The organism is Vibrio sp. 10N.239.312.D08, assembly GCF_041466145.1.
Classification (GTDB): domain Bacteria; phylum Pseudomonadota; class Gammaproteobacteria; order Enterobacterales; family Vibrionaceae; genus Vibrio; species Vibrio crassostreae_C.
In genome coordinates, this window is record NZ_JBFSSD010000033.1 from 1 (window position 1) to 20,056 (window position 20,056).

At 46.8% G+C, this 20,056-nt stretch carries 12 protein-coding genes; 2 read left to right on the top strand and 10 right to left on the bottom strand.

The window, feature by feature from the left end; all coding sequences use genetic code 11:
• The first annotated feature begins 177 nt into the window (after positions 1 to 177).
• The gene (locus tag AB6D58_RS16700) at positions 178 to 957 is read left to right on the top strand and encodes a TSUP family transporter (RefSeq protein WP_372098067.1); all 780 of its coding nucleotides are present in this window, start codon (positions 178 to 180) and stop codon (positions 955 to 957) included.
• Here AB6D58_RS16700 and AB6D58_RS16705 read toward each other — a convergent pair.
• From AB6D58_RS16705 to gltB (AB6D58_RS16750), 10 genes are all read right to left on the bottom strand, one after another.
• On the bottom strand, positions 908 to 1,753 hold the full coding sequence (locus AB6D58_RS16705) for a LysR family transcriptional regulator (protein ID WP_102394343.1): 846 nt from the start codon (positions 1,751 to 1,753) through the stop codon (positions 908 to 910). The two genes, AB6D58_RS16700 and AB6D58_RS16705, sit on opposite strands and share 50 nt — an antisense overlap.
• Before the next feature lie 204 nt (positions 1,754 to 1,957).
• Entirely contained in the window at positions 1,958 to 2,575 is a 618-nt protein-coding gene (locus AB6D58_RS16710; protein ID WP_050649519.1) for a TRIC cation channel family protein, read from the bottom strand.
• A 74-nt stretch (positions 2,576 to 2,649) separates the two neighbouring features.
• On the bottom strand, positions 2,650 to 3,519 hold the full coding sequence (gene btuF / locus AB6D58_RS16715; protein WP_017059298.1) for a vitamin B12 ABC transporter substrate-binding protein BtuF: 870 nt from the start codon (positions 3,517 to 3,519) through the stop codon (positions 2,650 to 2,652).
• Between the two features lies 1 nt (position 3,520).
• Positions 3,521 to 4,480: a cobalamin biosynthesis family protein gene (locus AB6D58_RS16720; RefSeq protein WP_372157831.1), complete on the bottom strand. Its 960-nt coding sequence runs from the start codon at positions 4,478 to 4,480 to the stop codon at positions 3,521 to 3,523.
• Positions 4,481 to 4,490: 10 nt separating this feature from the next.
• Positions 4,491 to 5,186, bottom strand: coding sequence for a 5'-methylthioadenosine/S-adenosylhomocysteine nucleosidase (gene mtnN, locus AB6D58_RS16725; RefSeq protein WP_017059300.1), 696 nt, complete (start codon positions 5,184 to 5,186; stop codon positions 4,491 to 4,493).
• Between the two features lie 127 nt (positions 5,187 to 5,313).
• Positions 5,314 to 5,742 carry a DUF1499 domain-containing protein gene (locus AB6D58_RS16730; RefSeq protein ID WP_017059301.1) on the bottom strand — a complete coding sequence of 143 codons (429 nt, stop codon included), beginning with the start codon at positions 5,740 to 5,742 and terminating at the stop codon, positions 5,314 to 5,316.
• 438 nt (positions 5,743 to 6,180) lie between these two features.
• Complete coding sequence (locus AB6D58_RS16735; RefSeq protein WP_372157833.1) at positions 6,181 to 7,593, bottom strand: FAD-dependent oxidoreductase; 1,413 nt, start codon at positions 7,591 to 7,593, stop codon at positions 6,181 to 6,183.
• Between the two features lie 16 nt (positions 7,594 to 7,609).
• Positions 7,610 to 12,073, bottom strand: coding sequence for a glutamate synthase large subunit (gene gltB / locus AB6D58_RS16740; protein WP_372157836.1), 4,464 nt, complete (start codon positions 12,071 to 12,073; stop codon positions 7,610 to 7,612).
• A gap of 428 nt (positions 12,074 to 12,501) precedes the next feature.
• The gene (locus tag AB6D58_RS16745; protein ID WP_017066517.1) at positions 12,502 to 13,971 is read right to left on the bottom strand and encodes a glutamate synthase subunit beta; all 1,470 of its coding nucleotides are present in this window, start codon (positions 13,969 to 13,971) and stop codon (positions 12,502 to 12,504) included.
• Positions 13,971 to 18,518, bottom strand: a complete 4,548-nt coding sequence (gene gltB / locus AB6D58_RS16750; protein ID WP_017059305.1) for a glutamate synthase large subunit — start codon at positions 18,516 to 18,518, stop codon at positions 13,971 to 13,973. Before gltB (AB6D58_RS16750) ends, AB6D58_RS16745 begins: the two co-directional genes overlap by 1 nt.
• A 530-nt stretch (positions 18,519 to 19,048) precedes the next feature.
• On the opposite strand from gltB (AB6D58_RS16750), the gene AB6D58_RS16755 reads away from it, so the two are divergent.
• Positions 19,049 to 20,002, top strand: a complete 954-nt coding sequence (locus AB6D58_RS16755; RefSeq protein WP_017059306.1) for a TIGR01212 family radical SAM protein — start codon at positions 19,049 to 19,051, stop codon at positions 20,000 to 20,002.
• Positions 20,003 to 20,056: the final 54 nt, after the last annotated feature.

The following is a 20,056-nucleotide window of genomic DNA, read 5'->3' on the forward strand; positions in this document are numbered from 1 at the left end:
CGCTTGTACGGTGGTGTGAGAGGACGGAGGCTGCGAGGCCTCCTCCTACTCGATTCTGTTATTCCGCGGTAGCTTAATGATGAATATTTGGAATAGGTTAGAATCTTGTGTTTCGTTATTGCTCGTCTGCTGTGAGTGGTAACTTGTCGCTACACAGGATTTTAAGGCGTTGGGTATATGGAAATTACTCTAGAAATATTGGCTATCTTGTTTGTTGTTGCAACGGCAGCAGGCTTTATTGATGCAATGGCTGGCGGCGGTGGGTTACTGACTCTACCTGCATTGCTAGCGGCTGGAGTTCCACCCACGCAGGCACTGGCAACCAACAAACTCCAAAGCTCATTTGGCAGCTTCTCCGCGAGTTGGTATTTCGTGCGCAACGGTATCGTCAGCATCAAAGAGATGCGCCTTGCTATCTTTTGTACCTTTATTGGCTCTGCAATTGGCGCTGAGTTAGTCCAGCACATTGATGCGAGCCTACTGACCAGTGTTATCCCACTGCTGCTTATCGCTATCTCTCTCTATTTCCTGTTGGCACCCCAAACTAGAGCGTCTGAAGGAAAACAGAAGATCTCTGAGGCGATGTTTGCTCTGTGTATTGGTGGCGGCGTGGGTTTCTATGATGGCTTTTTTGGCCCAGGAACAGGTTCTATCTTCACCGTCTGCTTTGTTGCTATTGGTCACTTCTCGTTAGTCGATGCTACGGCGCGTACTAAAGTACTTAACTTTACCTCGAATATCGCTGCCTTAATTTTCTTTATTTTGGCTGGTTTGCCTATTTGGGAGTTGGGATTAGTGATGGCGGTCGGTGGATTTATGGGCGCTCAGATTGGCGCTAAAGTGGTGGTGACAAAAGGGCAGAAATGGATTCGCCCCCTTGTGATCGTGATGTCGATGCTAATGGCGTCTAAACTGCTTTGGGAACAGCATCAACAATGGATTCTATCAGTGTTTTAACTCGTGGAGACTGGTAACTATTTGGTCTGACACAGATATGAATCGGCCGAATCAAGCCTGCTAATTCGGTGAAGCTATACAGATATTGAGGCTCAATATTGAGTGTTTTTACGATAGAGAGCGGGATCAACGCTGGCCCAGTCCCGCCCAATGCAAGTTGCGCCGCTGCGGTGTAGGCATCCATCTCCATCAAGGGTTTGATACCAAATTTTTCTAATACAGAAAGTTGATAAGAATTGGCTGGATTGGTCATGTCGTTAGTGATGACCATTGGAGGGAGATCCGTTAGCGGCGACTTACTCACTATGTAAAACGGTTCATCAAAAAGATGGAAGGTCATCAACCCATGATGTGGTGGCAGTAAGCCAGCACACAACCCCAAGGTCGCCTTGCCGGACTGCACCCGTTCGATAATTCTCGGCGTGTGGTTGGTGGTAATGGTGATGTACTTATCTTGCTGGATAAATTGGCCCATCATCTCACCTAAATAACCGGCTATCAGAGACTTATTGCTGTCTAGGGTGATGAGAGTGGTATCTTCCAACTCTTGCTGTTCATAAATAAGCCCACGAAGTTCATTGAATGTCGGGCCAATACTCTCGATTAATGCTATCGCATCTGGCGTGAGTTTTATCTGTCGGCCACTCGGTTCAATGAGCTTTTTACCTAGCTTCTTTTCTAAATTCGCAATCCGTTTGCTGACCGCTGATTGGCTGATATAAAGCAAACTGCCTGTGCGGCTCATGGTCTTTGCTTTACTCAATACCAGTAGAGTTTCGATTCCTTCGAGTAGCATTGGGTTATATTCATGAAAGTTGGGAATGATTGTTTCAACTTACCTCAAACAACATTCATTCTCTAGTCTTGAAACTAAAGCTTTGAACCAAGTTAGGTATTTTTAGCTATGCTCGCACGTGTAGCGCGAGAGCATAATAATTGTGTTGGGGAGCTCAAATTAAGAAAGGCTCCTTTACGGAGCCTTTCACTTTGTAACGTTAGCTTATTTGATGGCGAAGGTCGGCAATGATAAATGCCAACGAATAGCGCCAAGCCTGATCAATAGTGTTGAGAATACGCCGGCCAGAAATGCAGTTTCTGAATCGTGCCCCATGCTGATCGCCATGGTATGGAAAGCGCCACCAATGATACAAGCGGTCGCGTAGACTTCACTTCTTAGAATCATAGGCACTTCACGGGCAAGTACGTCGCGGATAATACCGCCACCGCAGCCGGTGATGACACCCATGATGATCGCCACTAGTGCTGAATCTTGATAGATAAGCGCTTTTTCTACACCAATGCCAACAAACACCGCTAGGCCAATCGCATCACATACCGGCAATATCCACCAAGCCAGACGTTTCGGACGTCTAACAATAATCATGGTCAACAAACAGGTGATGATGATGACCCAAAGGTAGGTGGTATCGGTGATCCAAAACACGGGAGTTGCACCCAATGCCATGTCACGAATTGTACCGCCACCAATTGCGGTAACACTACCTAGAACGGCGACGCCAAAGGGATCCATCTTAAGACGGCCAGCGACAAATACGCCTGAGACGGCAAAGATGGCAGTGCCAAATAAATCGATAATATAAAGCAGCATGGAGTCCATGATACTGGTGCTCTTATAGTTAAAATTGTAGGGACAGGTCGGTGGCGAATTGTACGAAAAAACGCAGCAAATAGTTAGTGATTTTGCCTAGCTCTATCAAAGAAATCGCACACTTGTTGGATCGCTTTCAAAGTTCTCGTTGTCGGGCGATTAATCCAGTCAGAATTGAGGGACCAAATCTGATTTTGAGCGACAGCTGGGATCTCATCTTCCCATGTTTGCCACATGGTTCCATTCTCAATCGCGTGCTGAGAAGTGAAGATTACTTGCGGTTTTCTTAATACAACTTGTTCAATACCAACTTGCGGATAGGGAGAGGCGCTGTCTTCAAAAATATTGTGGCCACCACAAAACTCAAACACCTCACTTGGCCAGTGTCCTTGAGCAACAGTGATGATCGGCTTTTCACTGAGCTGGTAGAAGTAGTTTACTGGCTCGGCATCTTTGTATTCTAGTCTCAACGCGTTGAGCTGCTCTCTGTATTGCTGAGCGTTATTTTCGCCAATGCTTGGATCGCTAGCGTATTCGCTCAGTTGTTCAATATTGGTTGCGATACTGTCTAGGCTTTTGGTCTTGGAGTAGTAAATATTAAAACCAAATTGCTCTAGTTTCGCGAGCTCTCTGGGCGGGTTTCCCGCTGGCCACGCAAGAATCAAATCAGGCTGAAGTGCGATGATCTTCTCAACCTTGATACCTTGATAGTTTGCCACTTTTTCAAGCTTATCGGCTTGTGGTGGGTAATCACTTCGTTCACTTACGGCAACAAGGTTGTTGCCTAAACCAGCGCTGTACGCGAGTTCAGTGGCATGAGGAGCAAGGCTGACTACGCGTTGAGCCAGCTGTACTTGTTCTTGAGTCCGTGGTGCTTCTTCTGCAAATGATAAAGGCAGCCATAAGCTGGAAGACAAAATAGTAAGGCTTGTAACAAGTGCTGAAGGTTTCACTCTAAATCCCTTGGTGAATAAATAGTAAGGCTAGGCTTTGTAAAAATATCCAGATAGCGATGCGACCAAAGAGTAGTTTCTGAACCTGAGATAGATGCAGAGCTGACGGTGCGATTCTTCCGCCTAATTTTGCGCGAATGGCTTTAGTGTTGTCGTAAATCGCAGGGCCGCCCAGTGACAGCTCAAGCTTGTTGCCGACAGCAGTAATCAACCATGCTGGGCCGGGCAATGGCCAAGATCGACTCTGAACGAGCATCATCTTGAATGTGTGAGACGCTTTATCACCACATACAATCATTAAGGCAAACAATCGCATCGGTATAAATTCTAAGATAGCGACGATCTTGATTGCCGTTGATCCAAATGGAGAGAACTGCTTACGGCTTGGTGACCACGCTCGCGCTAATTCGACCACAAGGCGATACATTAACGCAGCGATTCCACCACCAATGGCGTACCAGAACAACACACAAACTACGTTACGAGCGTAACCCATGATTATGGTTTCTGTGGCGGCTTTGCCGAGGCCAAGTGACGAAAGTGATTCGGTTTGACGATTGACAATCGGAGCCAGTAACTGACGAGCGGCCGCTTTATCTTCTCGGCCAAGTACTTTGATCAGTTGGTTAGCCAGCTTTTCATTATTGCGCCAATCAATCGCGAGTAATAACAGTGCCAATTCAAACAGTTGAGATTGCCAAACCAATGGTTGCAGTGCCAATAGAATAACCAGAGTTGGCAGTACCATTAACCCCCAGGCTAATGTGCCTGAGATTAAACTTTGGGAATAGTTGTGGTTGTTATTGTTATTAACCTTGCTTGCTAAAAGCTCAGCAAACTTATGCCATAAGGTCGTGGGGTGTGCGGCATGGGGGATAGGTAAAATTAAATGAAAAAGCAGTGCTCCCCACATCACAAGGAGCACGCCATTTGCAAATACCTGATCAAACAGTGTTTGCATGTCTAGTCGCTTACTTTAGTAGGGCAACCATCTTGATAACCATTTCAGAAGAGCTTTGCGCTGCTAGTGGCAGGAACTCTTCGAAGCTCATTGGTGATTCTTTGTCTGCAACATCAGAGATTGCACGAACAACCACGAATGGTACTTGGAATTGGTGACAAGCTTGAGCGATAGCCGATGCTTCCATCTCTACAGCAACAACAGATGGGAAGTGCTTGCGGATGAACTCTTGGCGTTCTGCTGTGCAAACAAATGCGTCGCCAGTACAGATAAGACCGCGAACGGCATGCTTGTCTTCCATTTGTGCTAGTGCTTGTTCAGCAACAGCCATCAGTTTGTCGTCAGCTTTGAACGCTGCAGGTTGACCTGCCATTTGGCCGATTTCGTAACCGAAAGCTGTAACGTCTGCATCGTGGTGACGAACTTCAGTTGAGATAACCACATCGCCAAGGTTCAGTGTTGAATCAAAACCGCCAGCAGAGCCCGTATTCAGAACAGCATCTGGTTGGTATTCGCTTAGTAGGATTGAAGTACCAACAGCCGCTGCTACTTTACCAATGCCAGATTGAAGCAAAACAACGTCAACACCATTTAGCTGACCAGAGAAAAAGGTACAACCGCCTTTATTAACTTCAGTAATGTCTGAAATTGCTGCTTTTAGGATCGCAACTTCTTGCTCCATTGCGCCAATGATGCCGATTTTCATGTGTAGTCTCTTAATAAATAATATTTAAACAGTAGAGCGAAATTGTAGCATGGATAAGAAGTGTCGAGCGACTGCCCAGAGGCACTTCTCATCCGAATAGTAGCGATTTATCTGCGTATTCTTTTATCTATTTGATTAGGCCTTCGCTTTTCAAGCTAGCACGAAGTTGTTCAGCTCGTTTTCGGTTTACGCCAAAATCAGAATGGCCAGTACGAGACTCTGAACGCACGATCAGTTTGCCATCCGTGATTTTAAGTTCTAAGTCATCGACAAAACGCATGATGCGCGAAGTACATTCAACACGCAGATAATCTTCTGTTTTACTCGCGGTTTTTGATCCCGGTAAGGTTAGCGCAACCTGCTCAATCGCATCTAAGCTCGCTGAATCTGACAACTCAAACGCGGCCAATGCATGTTGCTCACGATCATCTTGAGTTGATACGCAGTTTGGTTTGTCTCCACAAGGTGATGAAGTTCTGTCTTTCATGTCCGTGATTCCTTGGCTGCAAGCGGTTAACGTTAAAAGTGATAACGAGAGGAGAGCTGCTTTTTTCATAATGTTTCCTATGGCGTTGTTTTAATTGTAGTTATAGGTATTGGCTTGTTTGCGATTGTTTTACGTATTTTTCGATATGCTTGTGATAAACGTATCTAATTCAAAAAAGGATCCATCATTGGATCCCTTTTTTATAGTAACGACCTGAGTAATAAAGGAAACCTTATACTAGGGCGTGTTGACCTTTCGTGGTTAAATTTTGTTCGAGATAAAAGCGTTTTAATCGCGGCGAGGGGGAAGTAGCCTAGTCACTCTAAGCAAATCTCCCTCAACAAAGAGTAAAACGCTTTTAGCCGAACCCTTCGGGCAGCGTTTGCTGGTCATTTCTACTACGTTATCGGCTTCTCATGTAGGCTAGCTACACATCGACGCCTCTGCCTTGTATAAATGCCCAGCAACTCGCTGCAAAAATCAGCTCGAAAGATCAACACGCCCTGGTCACACTTTTAGGTAGTCCAAGATCCCTTCGGCGGCTTTACGGCCTTCATCGATAGCGGTCACCACTAAGTCAGATCCTCGAACCGCATCGCCACCTGCAAATATCTTGCTGTTGGTGGTTTGGTATTGAAACTCTTGTTTGTTAGGAGCCTTGATGCGACCCCACTGATCGAGCTCCACACCGAAAGGTTCTAGCCATTCCATCGTATGAGGTTGGAAACCAAATGCCATAATTACGGCATCAGCCTCAAGAACATGCTCACTGCCTTCGACAGGTTCTGGACGACGACGGCCGGCTTCATCAGGCTCACCCAAAGCGGTTTTCACGAATTTCACACCAACCACATGACCAGCGCTGTTAAGCTCTAAGCCGATAGGTTGTAGGTTGAACTTGAACTTCACCCCCTCTTCACGTGCATTTTTTACCTCACGGCGAGAACCTGGCATGTTGGCTTCATCTCGGCGGTAAGCACACACCACATCTGCCGCATTCTGACGAATAGAGGTTCGAACGCAGTCCATCGCCGTATCACCACCACCAAGCACGACGACTTTCTTACCTTGCATATCGATAAATGGGGTTGGGTTTTCCAGTTCCATGACCTTGTAGGTATTAGAAATCAAGAATGGCAGAGCATCATAAACGCCCGGTGCATCTTCGTTGTCTAAACCCGCACGCATGTTTTTATAGGTGCCGACACCAAGGAAAACAGCGTCGTAGTCATCGACGAGTTGCTGAAGTTGTACATCTTTGCCGACTTCGGTATTCATTTGGAACTCGACGCCCATCTCGCTAAAGATACGGCGACGGTTTTCCATGATGCCTTTCTCAAGCTTGAACGATGGAATACCAAACGTCAGTAGGCCACCGATCTCCGGATAGCGGTCAAACACAACGGCTTTTACGCCATTACGAACTAGGATGTCAGCCGCCGCTAGACCTGCTGGCCCCGCACCGATGATCGCGACCTTTTTATCAGTCCACTCAACGTGAGACATGTCAGGCTTCCAACCCATCTCAAAGGCTTTGTCGGTAATGTACTTTTCAATATTGCCAATGGTTACGGCACCGAAATCGTCATTGAGGGTACAAGAGCCCTCACACAAGCGGTCTTGAGGGCAAACTCGACCGCAAACCTCAGGCAGGCTGTTGGTTTGGTGAGACAGTTCAGCGGCTTCGATAATGCGCCCTTCATTGGCAAGCTTAAGCCACTGAGGGATGTAGTTGTGAACAGGACATTTCCATTCACAGTATGGGTTACCACAGTCTAAACAACGGTCTGCTTGCGCTTTCGCTTGCTGTTTAGTGAAAGGTTCGTAGATCTCTACAAACTCAATCTTACGTATCTTGATTGGTTTCTTCGCTGGGTCTACGCGATTCACATCAATAAATTGGTATACATTCTGGCTCATTATTGGCTCCTTCCAATTATTGCGCTTGAACACGAAGTTCAGCTGAGCTGCGGCTTTGGTGGCCGAGCAAGGTGTTCAGATCCGCCGTCTTTGGCTTCACTAGGTAGAACTTTGGAATCCATTCATCGAAGTTCGCCAGAATAGCTTCAGCGTGTACTGAGCCAGTCTCTTCTAAGTGCTCTGCAATTAAGCCACGCAGATGTTCTTGGTGGATAAATAAGTCAGACAGAGAAAGTGCCTCGACCGACTCGTTATTTACTCGACCTTGGAAGTCTTCGTTCTTATCCATGACATAAGCGAAGCCACCTGTCATACCCGCACCGAAGTTGACGCCAGTTGCGCCAAGAATGGCAACAATACCGCCGGTCATGTATTCACAGGCGTTGTCACCAGCGCCTTCAATCACAGCAACCGTACCTGAGTTACGTACGCCAAATCGTTCGCCAGCCGTACCAGCTGCAAACAGCTTGCCTCCAGTTGCGCCATACAGACAGGTGTTGCCTATGATGGTCGCTTCGTTACAAGTAAATGCGGTGCCTTGGTGAGGCTTGATAACCACTTTGCCGCCAGCCATGCCTTTGCCAACATAGTCATTGGCATCGCCTGTTAGGTAAAGCTCAACGCCGCCTGCGTTCCAAACCGCAAAAGATTGGCCTGCTGTACCGTCGAGATATAACTTGATTGGTGAACCTGCCATCCCTTGGTTGCCGTATCGCTTAGCAATTTCACCAGAGATACGAGCACCAATCGAGCGGTCTGTGTTGATCACGTTGTAGTAAAGGCTGGTGGATTGACGTTTCTCAATTGCATCGAGTGCATCATCCAGAATCTGCTGGTTGAGCTGAGCTTTATCAAATGGTGCGTTTGGCTCGGTCCAAAACAGTGGGTGACCTTCTGGAGATACCGGAGCTTCGAGTATTGAAGAGAGATCGAGCTTGTTCTGTTTCGCAGTGAGACCCTGAACGGCTTCAAGCAAGTCAGTACGACCAATCAGGTCTGTAAGTTTTTCTACACCAAGCTCTGCAAGGTACTGGCGAACTTCATCGGCTAGGCCAGTAAAGTAGTTCACCACCATATCTGGCAGGCCTTTGAAGTATTCGAGGCGTAGTGTTTCATCTTGAGTCGCAACACCCGTCGCACAGTTGTTTAGGTGACAAATTCGTAAGAACTTACAACCCATTGCGACCATTGGCGCGGTACCAAAACCAAAGCTTTCTGCACCGAGAATCGCACCTTTAATCACATCAAGGCCAGTTTTTAAACCACCATCGACTTGCAGGCGGATCTTATGACGAAGCCCGTTAGCAACCAGTGCTTGTTGAGTTTCTGCTAAGCCAAGCTCCCAAGGGCAACCTGCGTATTTTACCGAGGTTAGAGGGCTTGCCGCGGTACCGCCATCGTAGCCAGAAATGGTGATCAGATCGGCATAGGCTTTCGCTACACCAGTTGCAATCGTGCCTACACCCGGTTCCGATACTAACTTTACTGAAACCAAGGCTTTAGGGTTCACTTGTTTAAGGTCGAAAATCAGCTGCGCTAGATCCTCGATAGAATAAATATCGTGATGTGGAGGAGGGGAGATCAGTGTCACCCCTTGAACTGAATATCTCAGCTTAGCGATTTCTGCGGTAACTTTATGGCCGGGCAGTTGACCACCTTCTCCAGGCTTCGCACCTTGCGCGACCTTGATCTGCAAAACATCCGCATTGGTTAAGTAATGTGGCGTCACACCAAAACGACCGGAAGCTATCTGCTTGATACGAGAGTTACGGTCAGTACCAAAGCGTCGAGGGTCTTCACCACCTTCACCAGAGTTTGAGTAACCACCCAAGCGGTTCATCGCCATTGCTAATGCTTCATGCGCTTCTGGGCTCAAAGCACCGATCGACATTGCCGCAGAGTCGAAGCGTTTAAACAGATCGCTGTTAGGCTCGACTTGCTCTAGTGGTAGAGGCTGATCGGCTTTTTTGAGGCTCATTAAGTCGCGTAACATCGCAGCTGGACGAGTATTTACTTGCTTAGCAAAAGAGAGATAATCCGATGTCTCACCTGTTTTTACTGCAGTTTGCAGAGTGCCAACCACATCAGGGTTATAGGCGTGATATTCGCCGCCGTGTACGTATTTGAGTAAACCACCGTGCTCGATTGGCTTACGCTTAGTCCAGGCTTTACGAGATAAGTTATAGATATCTTGCTGGAAATCGCTAAAGCTTGCGCCTTGGATTCGAGTGGTAACTCCGCGGAAACAGAGCTCAACAACATCGGAATGAAGGCCAACGGCTTCGAAAAGCTGTGAACAGCGATAAGAGGCAATGGTTGAAATTCCCATCTTCGACATGATCTTGTACAGACCTTTGTTGATGCCGTTTTGGTAATTTTGCATTGCGGCACGATAATCTTTATCTAAAGAGCCATCATCCAACATTTTACCTAACGCTTCATAAGCGAGGTATGGGTAAACCGCGGTTGCACCGAAGCCAAGCAGCACAGCAAATTGGTGTGGGTCGCGCGCAGTTGCTGTCTCAACAACGATGTTGGCATCACAACGCAGGTTGGTGTCAGCAAGCCTTGTTTGCACCGCACCAACCAACATGGCTGCAGGGATCGGTAGTTTTCCTTTCTCTAAACCTTTGTCCGACAGCACAACTAAAACCGCACCTTCGCTGACTTCTTGTTCGGCGCTATCACATACTGCTTTGATTGCTTGTTCTAGATCTTGGTTATTCGGGTCGTAGTGCATGCTGAGAATGACATGACGATAATGTTTTTGACTCAACTGCAGAAGCTGCTGCATGTCTGAGTAAAGCAGTACTGGTGAATCAAACGTGACACGATAGGCGTGACCGTCTGTTTCACAGAACACGTTCATCTCTTTACCAATACTGGTCGCCAAAGACATCACGTGTTTTTCACGCAATGGATCAATCGGTGGGTTGGTGACTTGTGCAAACTTTTGACGGAAGTAATCAGTGACCAAGCGTTCTTTTGAAGAGAGCACAGCCATTGGCGTGTCGTCGCCCATTGAGCCCACTGCTTCTTGCCCCATATCACCAAGCACACGCAGCACTTGGTCGGACTCTTCGTTGCTCATCGCAAACTGTTTTTGGTAGGTCTTGAGCGTATCATCGTCAAAGCTACGCTTACCCACTTGGTCATCTTGCAGCGCAGAAAATGGCGTTAACTTGTGAACGTTCTTTTCCATCCACTCTTTATATGGGTGGCGGCCTTTGAGGTCATTGTCGATCTCATTAGATTGCCATAGCTTGCCGCGGCGAGTATCTATTACCAACAGTTCGCCTGGGCCGACACGCCCTTTCTCTGCTACTTCATCTGGCGCGTAGTTCCAGATACCGACCTCAGATGCCAAGGTGATCAGGTTGTCTTTGGTGATGACATAACGCGCAGGACGCAGGCCATTTCTATCGAGGTTACACGCAGCGTAACGACCATCAGAAAGTACGATACCTGCAGGGCCATCCCACGGTTCCATGTGCTTGGAGTTGAAGTCGTAGAATGCACGTAGATCTGGGTCCATATCTGGGTGGTTTTGCCAAGCGGGCGGCACAAGCATGCGCATCGCTCGGAACACATCCATACCACCGGCAAGGAACAGGTCGAGCATGTTATCTAGGCTTGATGAATCTGAGCCTGTCTCATTCACAAAGGGTGCGGCGGTTTGTAAATCTGGCAGCAACGGCGAAGAGAATTTATAGGCACGAGCCTTAGCCCATTGTCGGTTACCTTCAATGGTATTGATCTCACCATTGTGCGCTAAATAGCGGAATGGTTGAGCCAGTGGCCAACGTGGCTGAGTATTGGTTGAGAAACGCTGGTGGAACAGACATATCGCCGATTCCATGCGTAAGTCTGCAAGATCGAGGTAAAATCGCGGAAGATCGGCCGGCATACACAGACCTTTGTAAACCATGACTTGTGTCGAAAGGCTACAAATATAGAAATCTTTGTCTTCGGTGATCTGTTTTTCAATTCTGCGACGAGCGATATAAAGGCGTCGTTCAATATCGCGTTCACGCCAACCCGCGGGGGCCGAGATAAACACTTGCTGAATATTGGGAACTGAATCTTTGGCAATCGGACCTAATACGTCGGTGTTGGTCGGTACTACGCGCCAACCTGCAACCGTTAAGGTCTCTTGAGCGAGCTCTTTATTGACGATGTCTTGCGCGGATTGCGCTTTGATTGGATCTTGGCTGAAGAAAATCATGCCGACAGCGTATTGCTTGCCGAGCTTGAAGTTATTCTCTTCAGCAATAATTCTGAGATAAGAGTCAGGCTTCTGTAGTAATAAGCCACAGCCATCCCCGGTTTTACCATCCGCAGCGATACCACCACGGTGTGTCATGCGATCGAGGGCTGAAATAGCAGTTCTTACCAACTTATGACTAGGTTGGCCTTCCATTTGCGCTATTAAACCAAATCCACAGTTGTCTTTTTCAAGACTAGGATCATATAGAGCCATTGCAATTCTCCCTTTTGCTTCTCTGTCATCCAGACAGTAAATGACTAACTATTCATATACTTGTTGTTTTTTATAAACTGATAGTTTGCTTTAGCCAGTTAAAACGTTATTGGTTGTGTTAACAAAACCGATTGATTTTATTTTCATCAGCTTTACAACGTATAGCTAATTGTGTTTAAGGTCAAGTTCATGGTTAATTATCATGCATAAACGCGATTAGCCACTTAATAATCTAAAATAGTCGATGGATATCAATGAGATATATAAGGTGAATGTTAACGAGATTTAACATATACAACAGGATGATTTTGAAAACGACAAATGCCAGATAGAAAAAAGGCTAGCATCGAGTGCTAGCCAAATATAAAAGTTAGGAAGGGTATTGCTTTTCCTCTAGGCTAACGTAATTGACGTTAGCCCGAGAAATATTATGCGGAAAGCATGAGTGAATCAGCTTTCGCTTCTAAGTTTGAGTTACCCATTAAGAAGTCATCAATGGCAATTGCACATTCACGACCTTCATTAATACAACGTACAACTAGAGATTGACCAGTACGCATATCACCAGCAGCGAAAACGCCTTTCTGGTTCGTTGCAAAACCTTCAGAAGCGACGTTACCGCGCTCGTCCAGTTTAATGTCTAGTTGAGCAAGCACGCCGGTTGGCTCCGGGTGTAAGAAGCCCATTGCTAGGAATGCCATGTCACAAGGAATAACACGTTCAGAGTTCGCGACTTCATCAAAGCCTGGACGCTCACCTGGTTTCGCATCTTGCCAAACGATGTCAGCAATACGTAGACCCGTCACTTGACCTTGCTCGTTACCGATGAACTCTTTGGTTAAGATGTTCCAGTGACGTTCACAACCTTCTTCGTGAGAAGTGGTGGTTTTCATGATCATTGGGTATTGAGGCCAAGGCATGTTTGCAGGGCGCTTCTCTGGTGGGATCGGCATGATCTCAACCTGAGTAATGCTCGCTGCCTTATGACGGTTTGATGTGCCCACACAGTCAGAACCAGTATCACCACCACCGATAACCACAACGTGCTTATCTTTAGCGTGAATCTCTTCTGTTTTAAGATCTAGGTTGTTAGCACGGCGGTTGTTTTGACCAAGGAATTCCATGGCAAAGTGAACGCCTTTCAACTCACGACCAGGGATTGGCAAGTCACGTGGAACCGTAGAACCACCCGTTAGCAATACCACATCAAACTCTTGGCGTAGCTGCTGAGCGTTAACATCAACACCGATGTGTTGGTTAACTTTAAACTCAACGCCCGCTTCAGCCATTAGGTTGATCTTACGATCAATCACGTCCATACCCAGTTTGAAGTCTGGGATACCGAAGCGAAGTAGACCACCGACTTTCTCGTCACGTTCAAATACCGTTACCGAGTGACCAGCGCTGTTTAGCTGCTCCGCTGCGGCTAAGCCAGCAGGACCTGAACCGATAACTGCGACAGTTTTACCTGTGCGAGAGCGTGGTGTTTTAGGTTTTGCGTACCCTTCACGGTACGCAGTTTCGACAATCGTTTTCTCGATATTACAGATAGTGATTGGGTCTTGGTTGATACCAAGAACACAGGCACTTTCACAAGGAGCAGGACAAACACGACCGGTAAACTCAGGGAAGTTGTTGGTAGAGCTTAGGATGTTCCAAGCCTCTTCCCAGCTGTCACGGTAAACCGCATCATTGAATTCTGGGATGATGTTACCAATCGGACAGCCGTTGTGACAGAAAGGTACGCCACAGTCCATACAACGAGAGGCTTGAGTATTGATCTTTTCACCAAACTCTTCGTTAAGTACGAACTCTTTGTTGTCTTCAATTCGAACTGACGGGTCGAGCTTCTTTGGAAGCTCACGACCGTGTTCTAAAAATCCAGTAGGCTTACCCATTATACTGCCTCCACTTCTTCCGTTTGTGCCTGTTGTGCTTCAGCTTTACGCTTTTCAAGAACAGCTTTGTAGTCGCGTGGCATTACTTTAACTAGCGATGCAACACTTGCTTCAAAGTTGTCTAGGAAAGATTGAGCAACTTCACTTCCTGTGAATTCAACATGCTTAGTTAGCATATCCAGTAGAAGATCTTTATCTTCTTGTTCAATTGGATCTAGGTCTACAAGTTCAGGGTTGAGCTTGGTTTCGAAGTCACCCGCTTTGTCCCAAACATAAGCAACACCGCCACTCATGCCCGCAGCAAAGTTACGACCTGTTGAACCAAGGATAATGGCAACACCACCAGTCATGTATTCACAACCGTGGTCACCAACGCCCTCAACAACAACCTTCGCACCTGAGTTACGAACACAGAAACGTTCGCCTGCCATACCGCGAATGAAAGATTCACCTGAGGTCGCACCGTAGAAACATACGTTACCAACCACGATGTTATCTTCAGCAACGATAGAAGATTTCGCATCTGGGTACAGTACCAAAGTACCGCCAGACAGACCTTTACCCCAGTAATCGTTCGCGTCGCCTTCTACTTCGAACTTAACGCCTTTCGCAAGGAACGCACCGAAAGATTGGCCAGCACTACCGTGGAACTTAACGTTCATTGGTTGTGGTAAACCTTGGTCTTTGTAAACCTTCGAGATTTCGTTCGACAGCATGGTACCAGCAGAGCGGTCCGTGTTGATGATAGGGAAGCTCGCATTCACGGCTTCGCCTTTCTCAAGAGCTGGAATCGCAGCTTGAATCAACTTGCGGTCTAGAACGTCTTCTAGGTTGTGGTTTTGTTGCGTCTGGTTGTAGATACCATCTTCTTCACGTGCCTGCTCAATGTGCAGTACAGGTGTTAGATCTAGGTTCTTGTACTTCCAGTGGCCGATGTCATCACGAACTTTAAGTTTGTGCGATTGACCAACCATCTCATCGATAGAGCGGAAGCCAAGTTCAGCCATTACTTCACGCAGACCTTCAGCCATGTATTGGAAGAAAGTGACTACGTCTTCTACGCGGCCGTCGAAACGTTCACGCAGAGTCTTGTTCTGTGTAGCGATACCAACAGGACATGTATTCTTGTGACACTTACGCATCATGATACAGCCTTCAACCACTAGAGCTGCTGTTGCTACGCCCCATTCTTCAGCGCCAAGTAACGTTGCTACTGCAAGATCACGTGGTGTTTTCATCTGACCATCAGATTGAACAACGATACGGTTACGTAGGCCGTTTTTCAGTAGTGTTTGGTGCGTTTCCGCTAGACCCAGCTCCCAAGGCAGACCGGTATGACGGATAGAAGACATCGGAGATGCACCCGTACCACCATCAAAACCTGCGATAAGTACCACGTCAGCTTTCGCTTTCGCTACACCCGATGCAATCGTACCTACGCCAGCTTCTGATACTAGCTTCACGTTGACACGACCGTTACGGTTCGCGTTTTTCAGATCGTAGATCAGCTGAGCCAAATCTTCGATTGAGTAGATATCGTGGTGTGGCGGTGGCGAGATAAGACCTACGCCCGGAGTCGAGTGACGCGTTGCGCCGATCCAGTCATCAACCTTATCACCAGGTAGTTGACCACCTTCGCCCGGTTTCGCACCTTGAGCCATCTTGATTTGTAGCTCATCAGCGTTAGATAGGTAGTAAGACGTTACACCAAAGCGACCAGAAGCCACCTGTTTGATTGCTGAACGTTCCCAGTCGCCGTTTTCTTTACGTTCGAAACGTGCTGGATCTTCACCACCTTCACCTGAGTTTGATTTCGCGCCAATGCGGTTCATCGCAACAGCCAGTGTTGAGTGAGCCTCATGCGAGATTGAACCAAAGCTCATTGCGCCGGTTGCGAAACGCTTAAGAATGTTCTCGATTGGTTCTACTTCTGCTAGAGGAATAGAGCCTGCAGGGTTCTTGATGAAGTCCAGTTGGCTACGTAGCGTTGCTGCGTTGTCGCCTTGGTCATCAACTGCTTTTGCGTACTTCTTGAACTGACCGTAATCTTTGTTACGCGTCGATTCTTGAAGTAGAGAAATCGTTTCTGGGTTGAATAAGTGTTTCTCACCACGTTGTTTCCACTGGTAAACACCACCAACATCAAGGATCTGAGCTGGAATTTCACGAGCTGGGTAACCAACACGGTGACGAACCAATACTTCTCGCGCGATATCGTCGATCGTTAGACCTTGGATACGAGAAACAGTACCTGTGAAGTATTTTTCAACCACTGATTTGCTAACACCAAGTGCTTCAAAGATTTGTGCACCGTGGTAAGACTGCAGCGTAGAGATCCCCATCTTAGAGAAGATCTTAAGTAGACCGCCGTTAACACCTTTACGGTAGTTATCGAATAACTCACGTGGGTGTACGTTTGGATCTAGCTTCTTAGTACGTTGCAGTTCAACAATCGTTTCAATAACTAGGTATGGGTTAACTGCGTTTGCACCATAACCGATAAGCGTTGCAAAGTGGTGTGTCTCACGAGCGTCGCCCGTTTCAACAACGATGTCACACTTAGCACGTAGACCTTTACGGATTAGGTGGTGGTGAACCGCGCCAACCGCCAGCATTGCTGGAATAGCGGCATGGTTAGAGTTAACCGCACGGTCTGTCAGTAGGATGATAGAGTAGCCATCAATCACTGCGTCTTCTGCGTATTGGCAGATACGCTTAAGTGCGCGCTCTAACTTACCTTGGTCGCCATTTGCTTGGAATACGATATCCAGCGTCTTCGCCTGAAGGTGCTCGTTATCGATTGCACGCAGTTTTTCTAACTCAGAGTTAGACAGTACTGGAGACTCAAGTTCTACTTTTTGACAGTGCTCAGGTGTTTCAGCAAGTAAGTTCTGGTCTTTACCTAGGTAAGTGTTCAGAGACATAACCATGCGCTCACGAATCGGGTCGATCGGCGGGTTAGTTACTTGTGCAAACAACTGTTTGAAGTAGTTTGAAAGGTGCTGCGATTGGTGAGAAAGAATCGCTAGCGGCCAGTCAGCACCCATTGCAGAAAGTGGCTCGTAGCCTGTTTTCGCAAGAGGTAGAATGATTTCGTTTACTTCTTCAGAACTCACGCCAAACGATTGTTGTTTGTGTAGTAGTTTCTCTGGAGAAGGTTGGCTAAATTCGTTGCTCGCATCCGGTAGCTTTTTCAGGCTCAGAAGGTTCTCTTCAACCCACTTTTCGTAAGGTTGTGCTTTAGCAATGCTGTCTTTCACTTCTTCATCAGAAATGATGCGGCCTTGCTCAAGGTCAGCAACGAAGATACGACCTGGTTGTAGACGACCACGGTACTCAACGTTTTCAGGTGCAATCTCAACAACACCAGACTCAGACGCCATTACTAGGAAGTCGTCTTTAGTTACTGTGTAGCGAGAAGGACGCAGACCGTTACGGTCAAGTGTTGCACCTACTTGAACACCATCGGTGAAACATACTGATGCTGGGCCATCCCATGGTTCCATTACGTTCGCGTGGTACTGGTAGAACGCACGACGAGTTGGATCCATGTTTTTGTTTTCTTGCCATGCTTCCGGGATCATCATCATCAACGCGTGTGGCAGAGTACGACCTGAAAGAACAAGTAGCTCAAGTGCCATATCGAAGTTTGATGAATCCGAACTACCTTCCTGACAGATAGGAAGCAGCATGTCGATTTCAGCTTGTGTAAACAGATCCGATTCTAGGATTGCTTCACGTGCTTTCATCCAGTTCAGGTTGCCGCGAACCGTATTGATTTCGCCATTGTGCGCGATGTAACGGAAAGGCTGAGCTAGACGCCAACGTGGGAATGTATTGGTAGAGAAGCGAGAGTGTACTAGTGCTAGAGCTGTCACCATGGTTGGGTTTTGCAGATCTAGGAAGTACTGAGGAACTTGTTCAGTTGTTAGCTGACCTTTGTACACCAATGTCTTGTAAGACATAGAGTTGATGTAGAAGTCATCACCGATATTTGAAACGCTTTCTAGGCATACACGAACCGTGTAGTTACGTAGAACATACAGTTTACGCTCAAGCTCTTCTGGTGTGATACCAGGGCCGCCAGAAATAAATACGTGTTCAAATTGAGGTTCAGTGCTTAGTGGGTCAGCACCAATCATTGAATTGTCCGTTGGAAGTTCACGGTAACCGATAACTTCTAACTCAAGGCGTTGTGCATTGCGTTCTAGAATGTCACGACACTGTGCACGTTTGTGTTCATCTTTAGGGAAAAGTACAACACCAACACCATATTTTTCAAAAGATGGCAGCTTAATTCCAAGCTTTACGGCTTCTTCTAGTAAGAATTCGTGCGGCTTCTGTAGCAGGATACCTGCACCATCACCAGAACACGGATCGCAGCCTTGGCCGCCACGGTGTTCCATACGTGCAAGCATATCGAGTGCTTGAGTTACTACATCATGAGATTTGCGATTCTTTAGATGCGCAACAAAACCGATACCACAAGCGTCATGCTCCAATTCAGGAGTATACAGACCCTGTGAGTTCTGCTCTTGATCTACCATAGATACATCCTTCCAGTTAAATCTAGGCGCAACTTATTTGTATAAAGTCAGCCTTGTCCTTTTATATTTATGGGTCTAAACCTGCCTATGCTGGCGGTTTGAATCCTTTCCGTATCTCGCAGGAAAAGTATTGCGAGAAAAACAATCCTTAGTGATACCTGTTTATTTTTAACCACAAACTAGTGGTTTATATAGGTGGGAGTTAGATATCACCGACTTATTAGCAAGTTTTCGTTGTAAGTAAATACTCAAAAATAGCCAATATGTGTAAGTATCCTACAATTTTGTCTAGGCGAATTGCAATGAAAGTTGACCCATGTAGACCATTTTTTTCGTTTTATTTTGAATTTAATGCCTAACAAATGTGCAACATTAGGCAAATAGAGCCGATTTTTTGCATGTTTATTGATATTTGTTAGGTTGCTCGCAAAAAGCCTTGAGTAAACTAATTGGTCGAATTTTGCAGGGATGTAATTTTTTTTCAAAAAAAGACTGATATTCATTCTTATTTACTTGAGTGCTTTGAAAATATGCAATTACACGAGTTGGTCAATACTATCGGCCAAGACCTTCAACGCCGTTATGGCGAGAAGGTTCACAAGCTGACGCTTCATGGTGGTTTCAGCTGCCCAAACCGAGACGGGACAATTGGCCGTGGAGGTTGCACGTTTTGTAACGTGGCTTCCTTTGCCGATGAACAAACTCAAATTCAAAGTATTGCTGACCAGCTAAAAGATCGTGCGGGTGAGATTGCTCGTGCCAAGAAGTACCTGGCTTACTTTCAGGCGTACACCAGCACTTATGCTGAGGTGCAAGTGCTCAAGAATATGTATGAAGAGGCGCTAAAAGCACCCGGTGCAGAGATCGTCGGCCTTTGTGTTGGTACGCGACCAGACTGTGTGCCTGATGCGGTGTTGGATCTGTTAGCGGGCTACGTTAAACAAGGCTATGAGATTTGGCTCGAGCTTGGCCTGCAAACCGCCAATGATAAAACCCTCAAGCGAATTAACCGCGGCCACGATTTTGCGGTGTATGAAACGATCACCCAACGCGCACGCGCTTTAGGTATCAAGGTGTGTACTCACCTGATTGTTGGTCTACCAAAAGAAACCAAAGCGGATAACCTTGAAACCTTAGACAAGGTATTAGCCGTTGGCACCGATGGTATTAAGCTGCACGGCCTTCATATAGTAGAGGGCAGTACCATGGCTAAGGCGTGGAAGGCAGGAAAGCTAGAAGCCCCAAGCCTCGAAGAGTACATCGATATCGCGAGTGAGATCATTCAACGCACGCCTGCGGACGTGGTTTATCACCGTGTTTCTTCAGCGGCGAGACGCCCAACCTTACTTTCTCCTTTATGGTGTGAGAACCGCTGGTTAGCGATGACTGAAATAGGTCGTTCGTTGGATAAAACCGGTGCTCAAGGCATCAAAACGGGCTCTGCATTCGAGTACACGTTGCCTGTTTTAAACGCGGCCAATTAATAGAAATGGGTTACTGTAGGTAACAGCAGATAAAACCAATAAATAGTGGTAACA

Excerpts from the sequence above, each read along its gene's own strand:
- AB6D58_RS16700 (WP_372098067.1), top strand. The coding sequence starts at position 178 with ATGGAAATTACTCTAGAAATATTGGCTATCTTGTTTGTTGTTGCAACG.
- AB6D58_RS16705 (WP_102394343.1), bottom strand. The coding sequence starts at position 1,753 with ATGCTACTCGAAGGAATCGAAACTCTACTGGTATTGAGTAAAGCAAAG.
- AB6D58_RS16710 (WP_050649519.1), bottom strand. The coding sequence starts at position 2,575 with ATGGACTCCATGCTGCTTTATATTATCGATTTATTTGGCACTGCCATC.
- AB6D58_RS16720 (WP_372157831.1), bottom strand. The coding sequence starts at position 4,480 with ATGCAAACACTGTTTGATCAGGTATTTGCAAATGGCGTGCTCCTTGTG.
- mtnN (WP_017059300.1), bottom strand. The coding sequence starts at position 5,186 with ATGAAAATCGGCATCATTGGCGCAATGGAGCAAGAAGTTGCGATCCTA.
- AB6D58_RS16730 (WP_017059301.1), bottom strand. The coding sequence starts at position 5,742 with ATGAAAAAAGCAGCTCTCCTCTCGTTATCACTTTTAACGTTAACCGCT.
- AB6D58_RS16735 (WP_372157833.1), bottom strand. The coding sequence starts at position 7,593 with ATGAGCCAGAATGTATACCAATTTATTGATGTGAATCGCGTAGACCCA.
- gltB (WP_372157836.1), bottom strand. The coding sequence starts at position 12,073 with ATGGCTCTATATGATCCTAGTCTTGAAAAAGACAACTGTGGATTTGGT.
- AB6D58_RS16745 (WP_017066517.1), bottom strand. The coding sequence starts at position 13,971 with ATGGGTAAGCCTACTGGATTTTTAGAACACGGTCGTGAGCTTCCAAAG.
- gltB (WP_017059305.1), bottom strand. The coding sequence starts at position 18,518 with ATGGTAGATCAAGAGCAGAACTCACAGGGTCTGTATACTCCTGAATTG.
- AB6D58_RS16755 (WP_017059306.1), top strand. The coding sequence starts at position 19,049 with ATGCAATTACACGAGTTGGTCAATACTATCGGCCAAGACCTTCAACGC.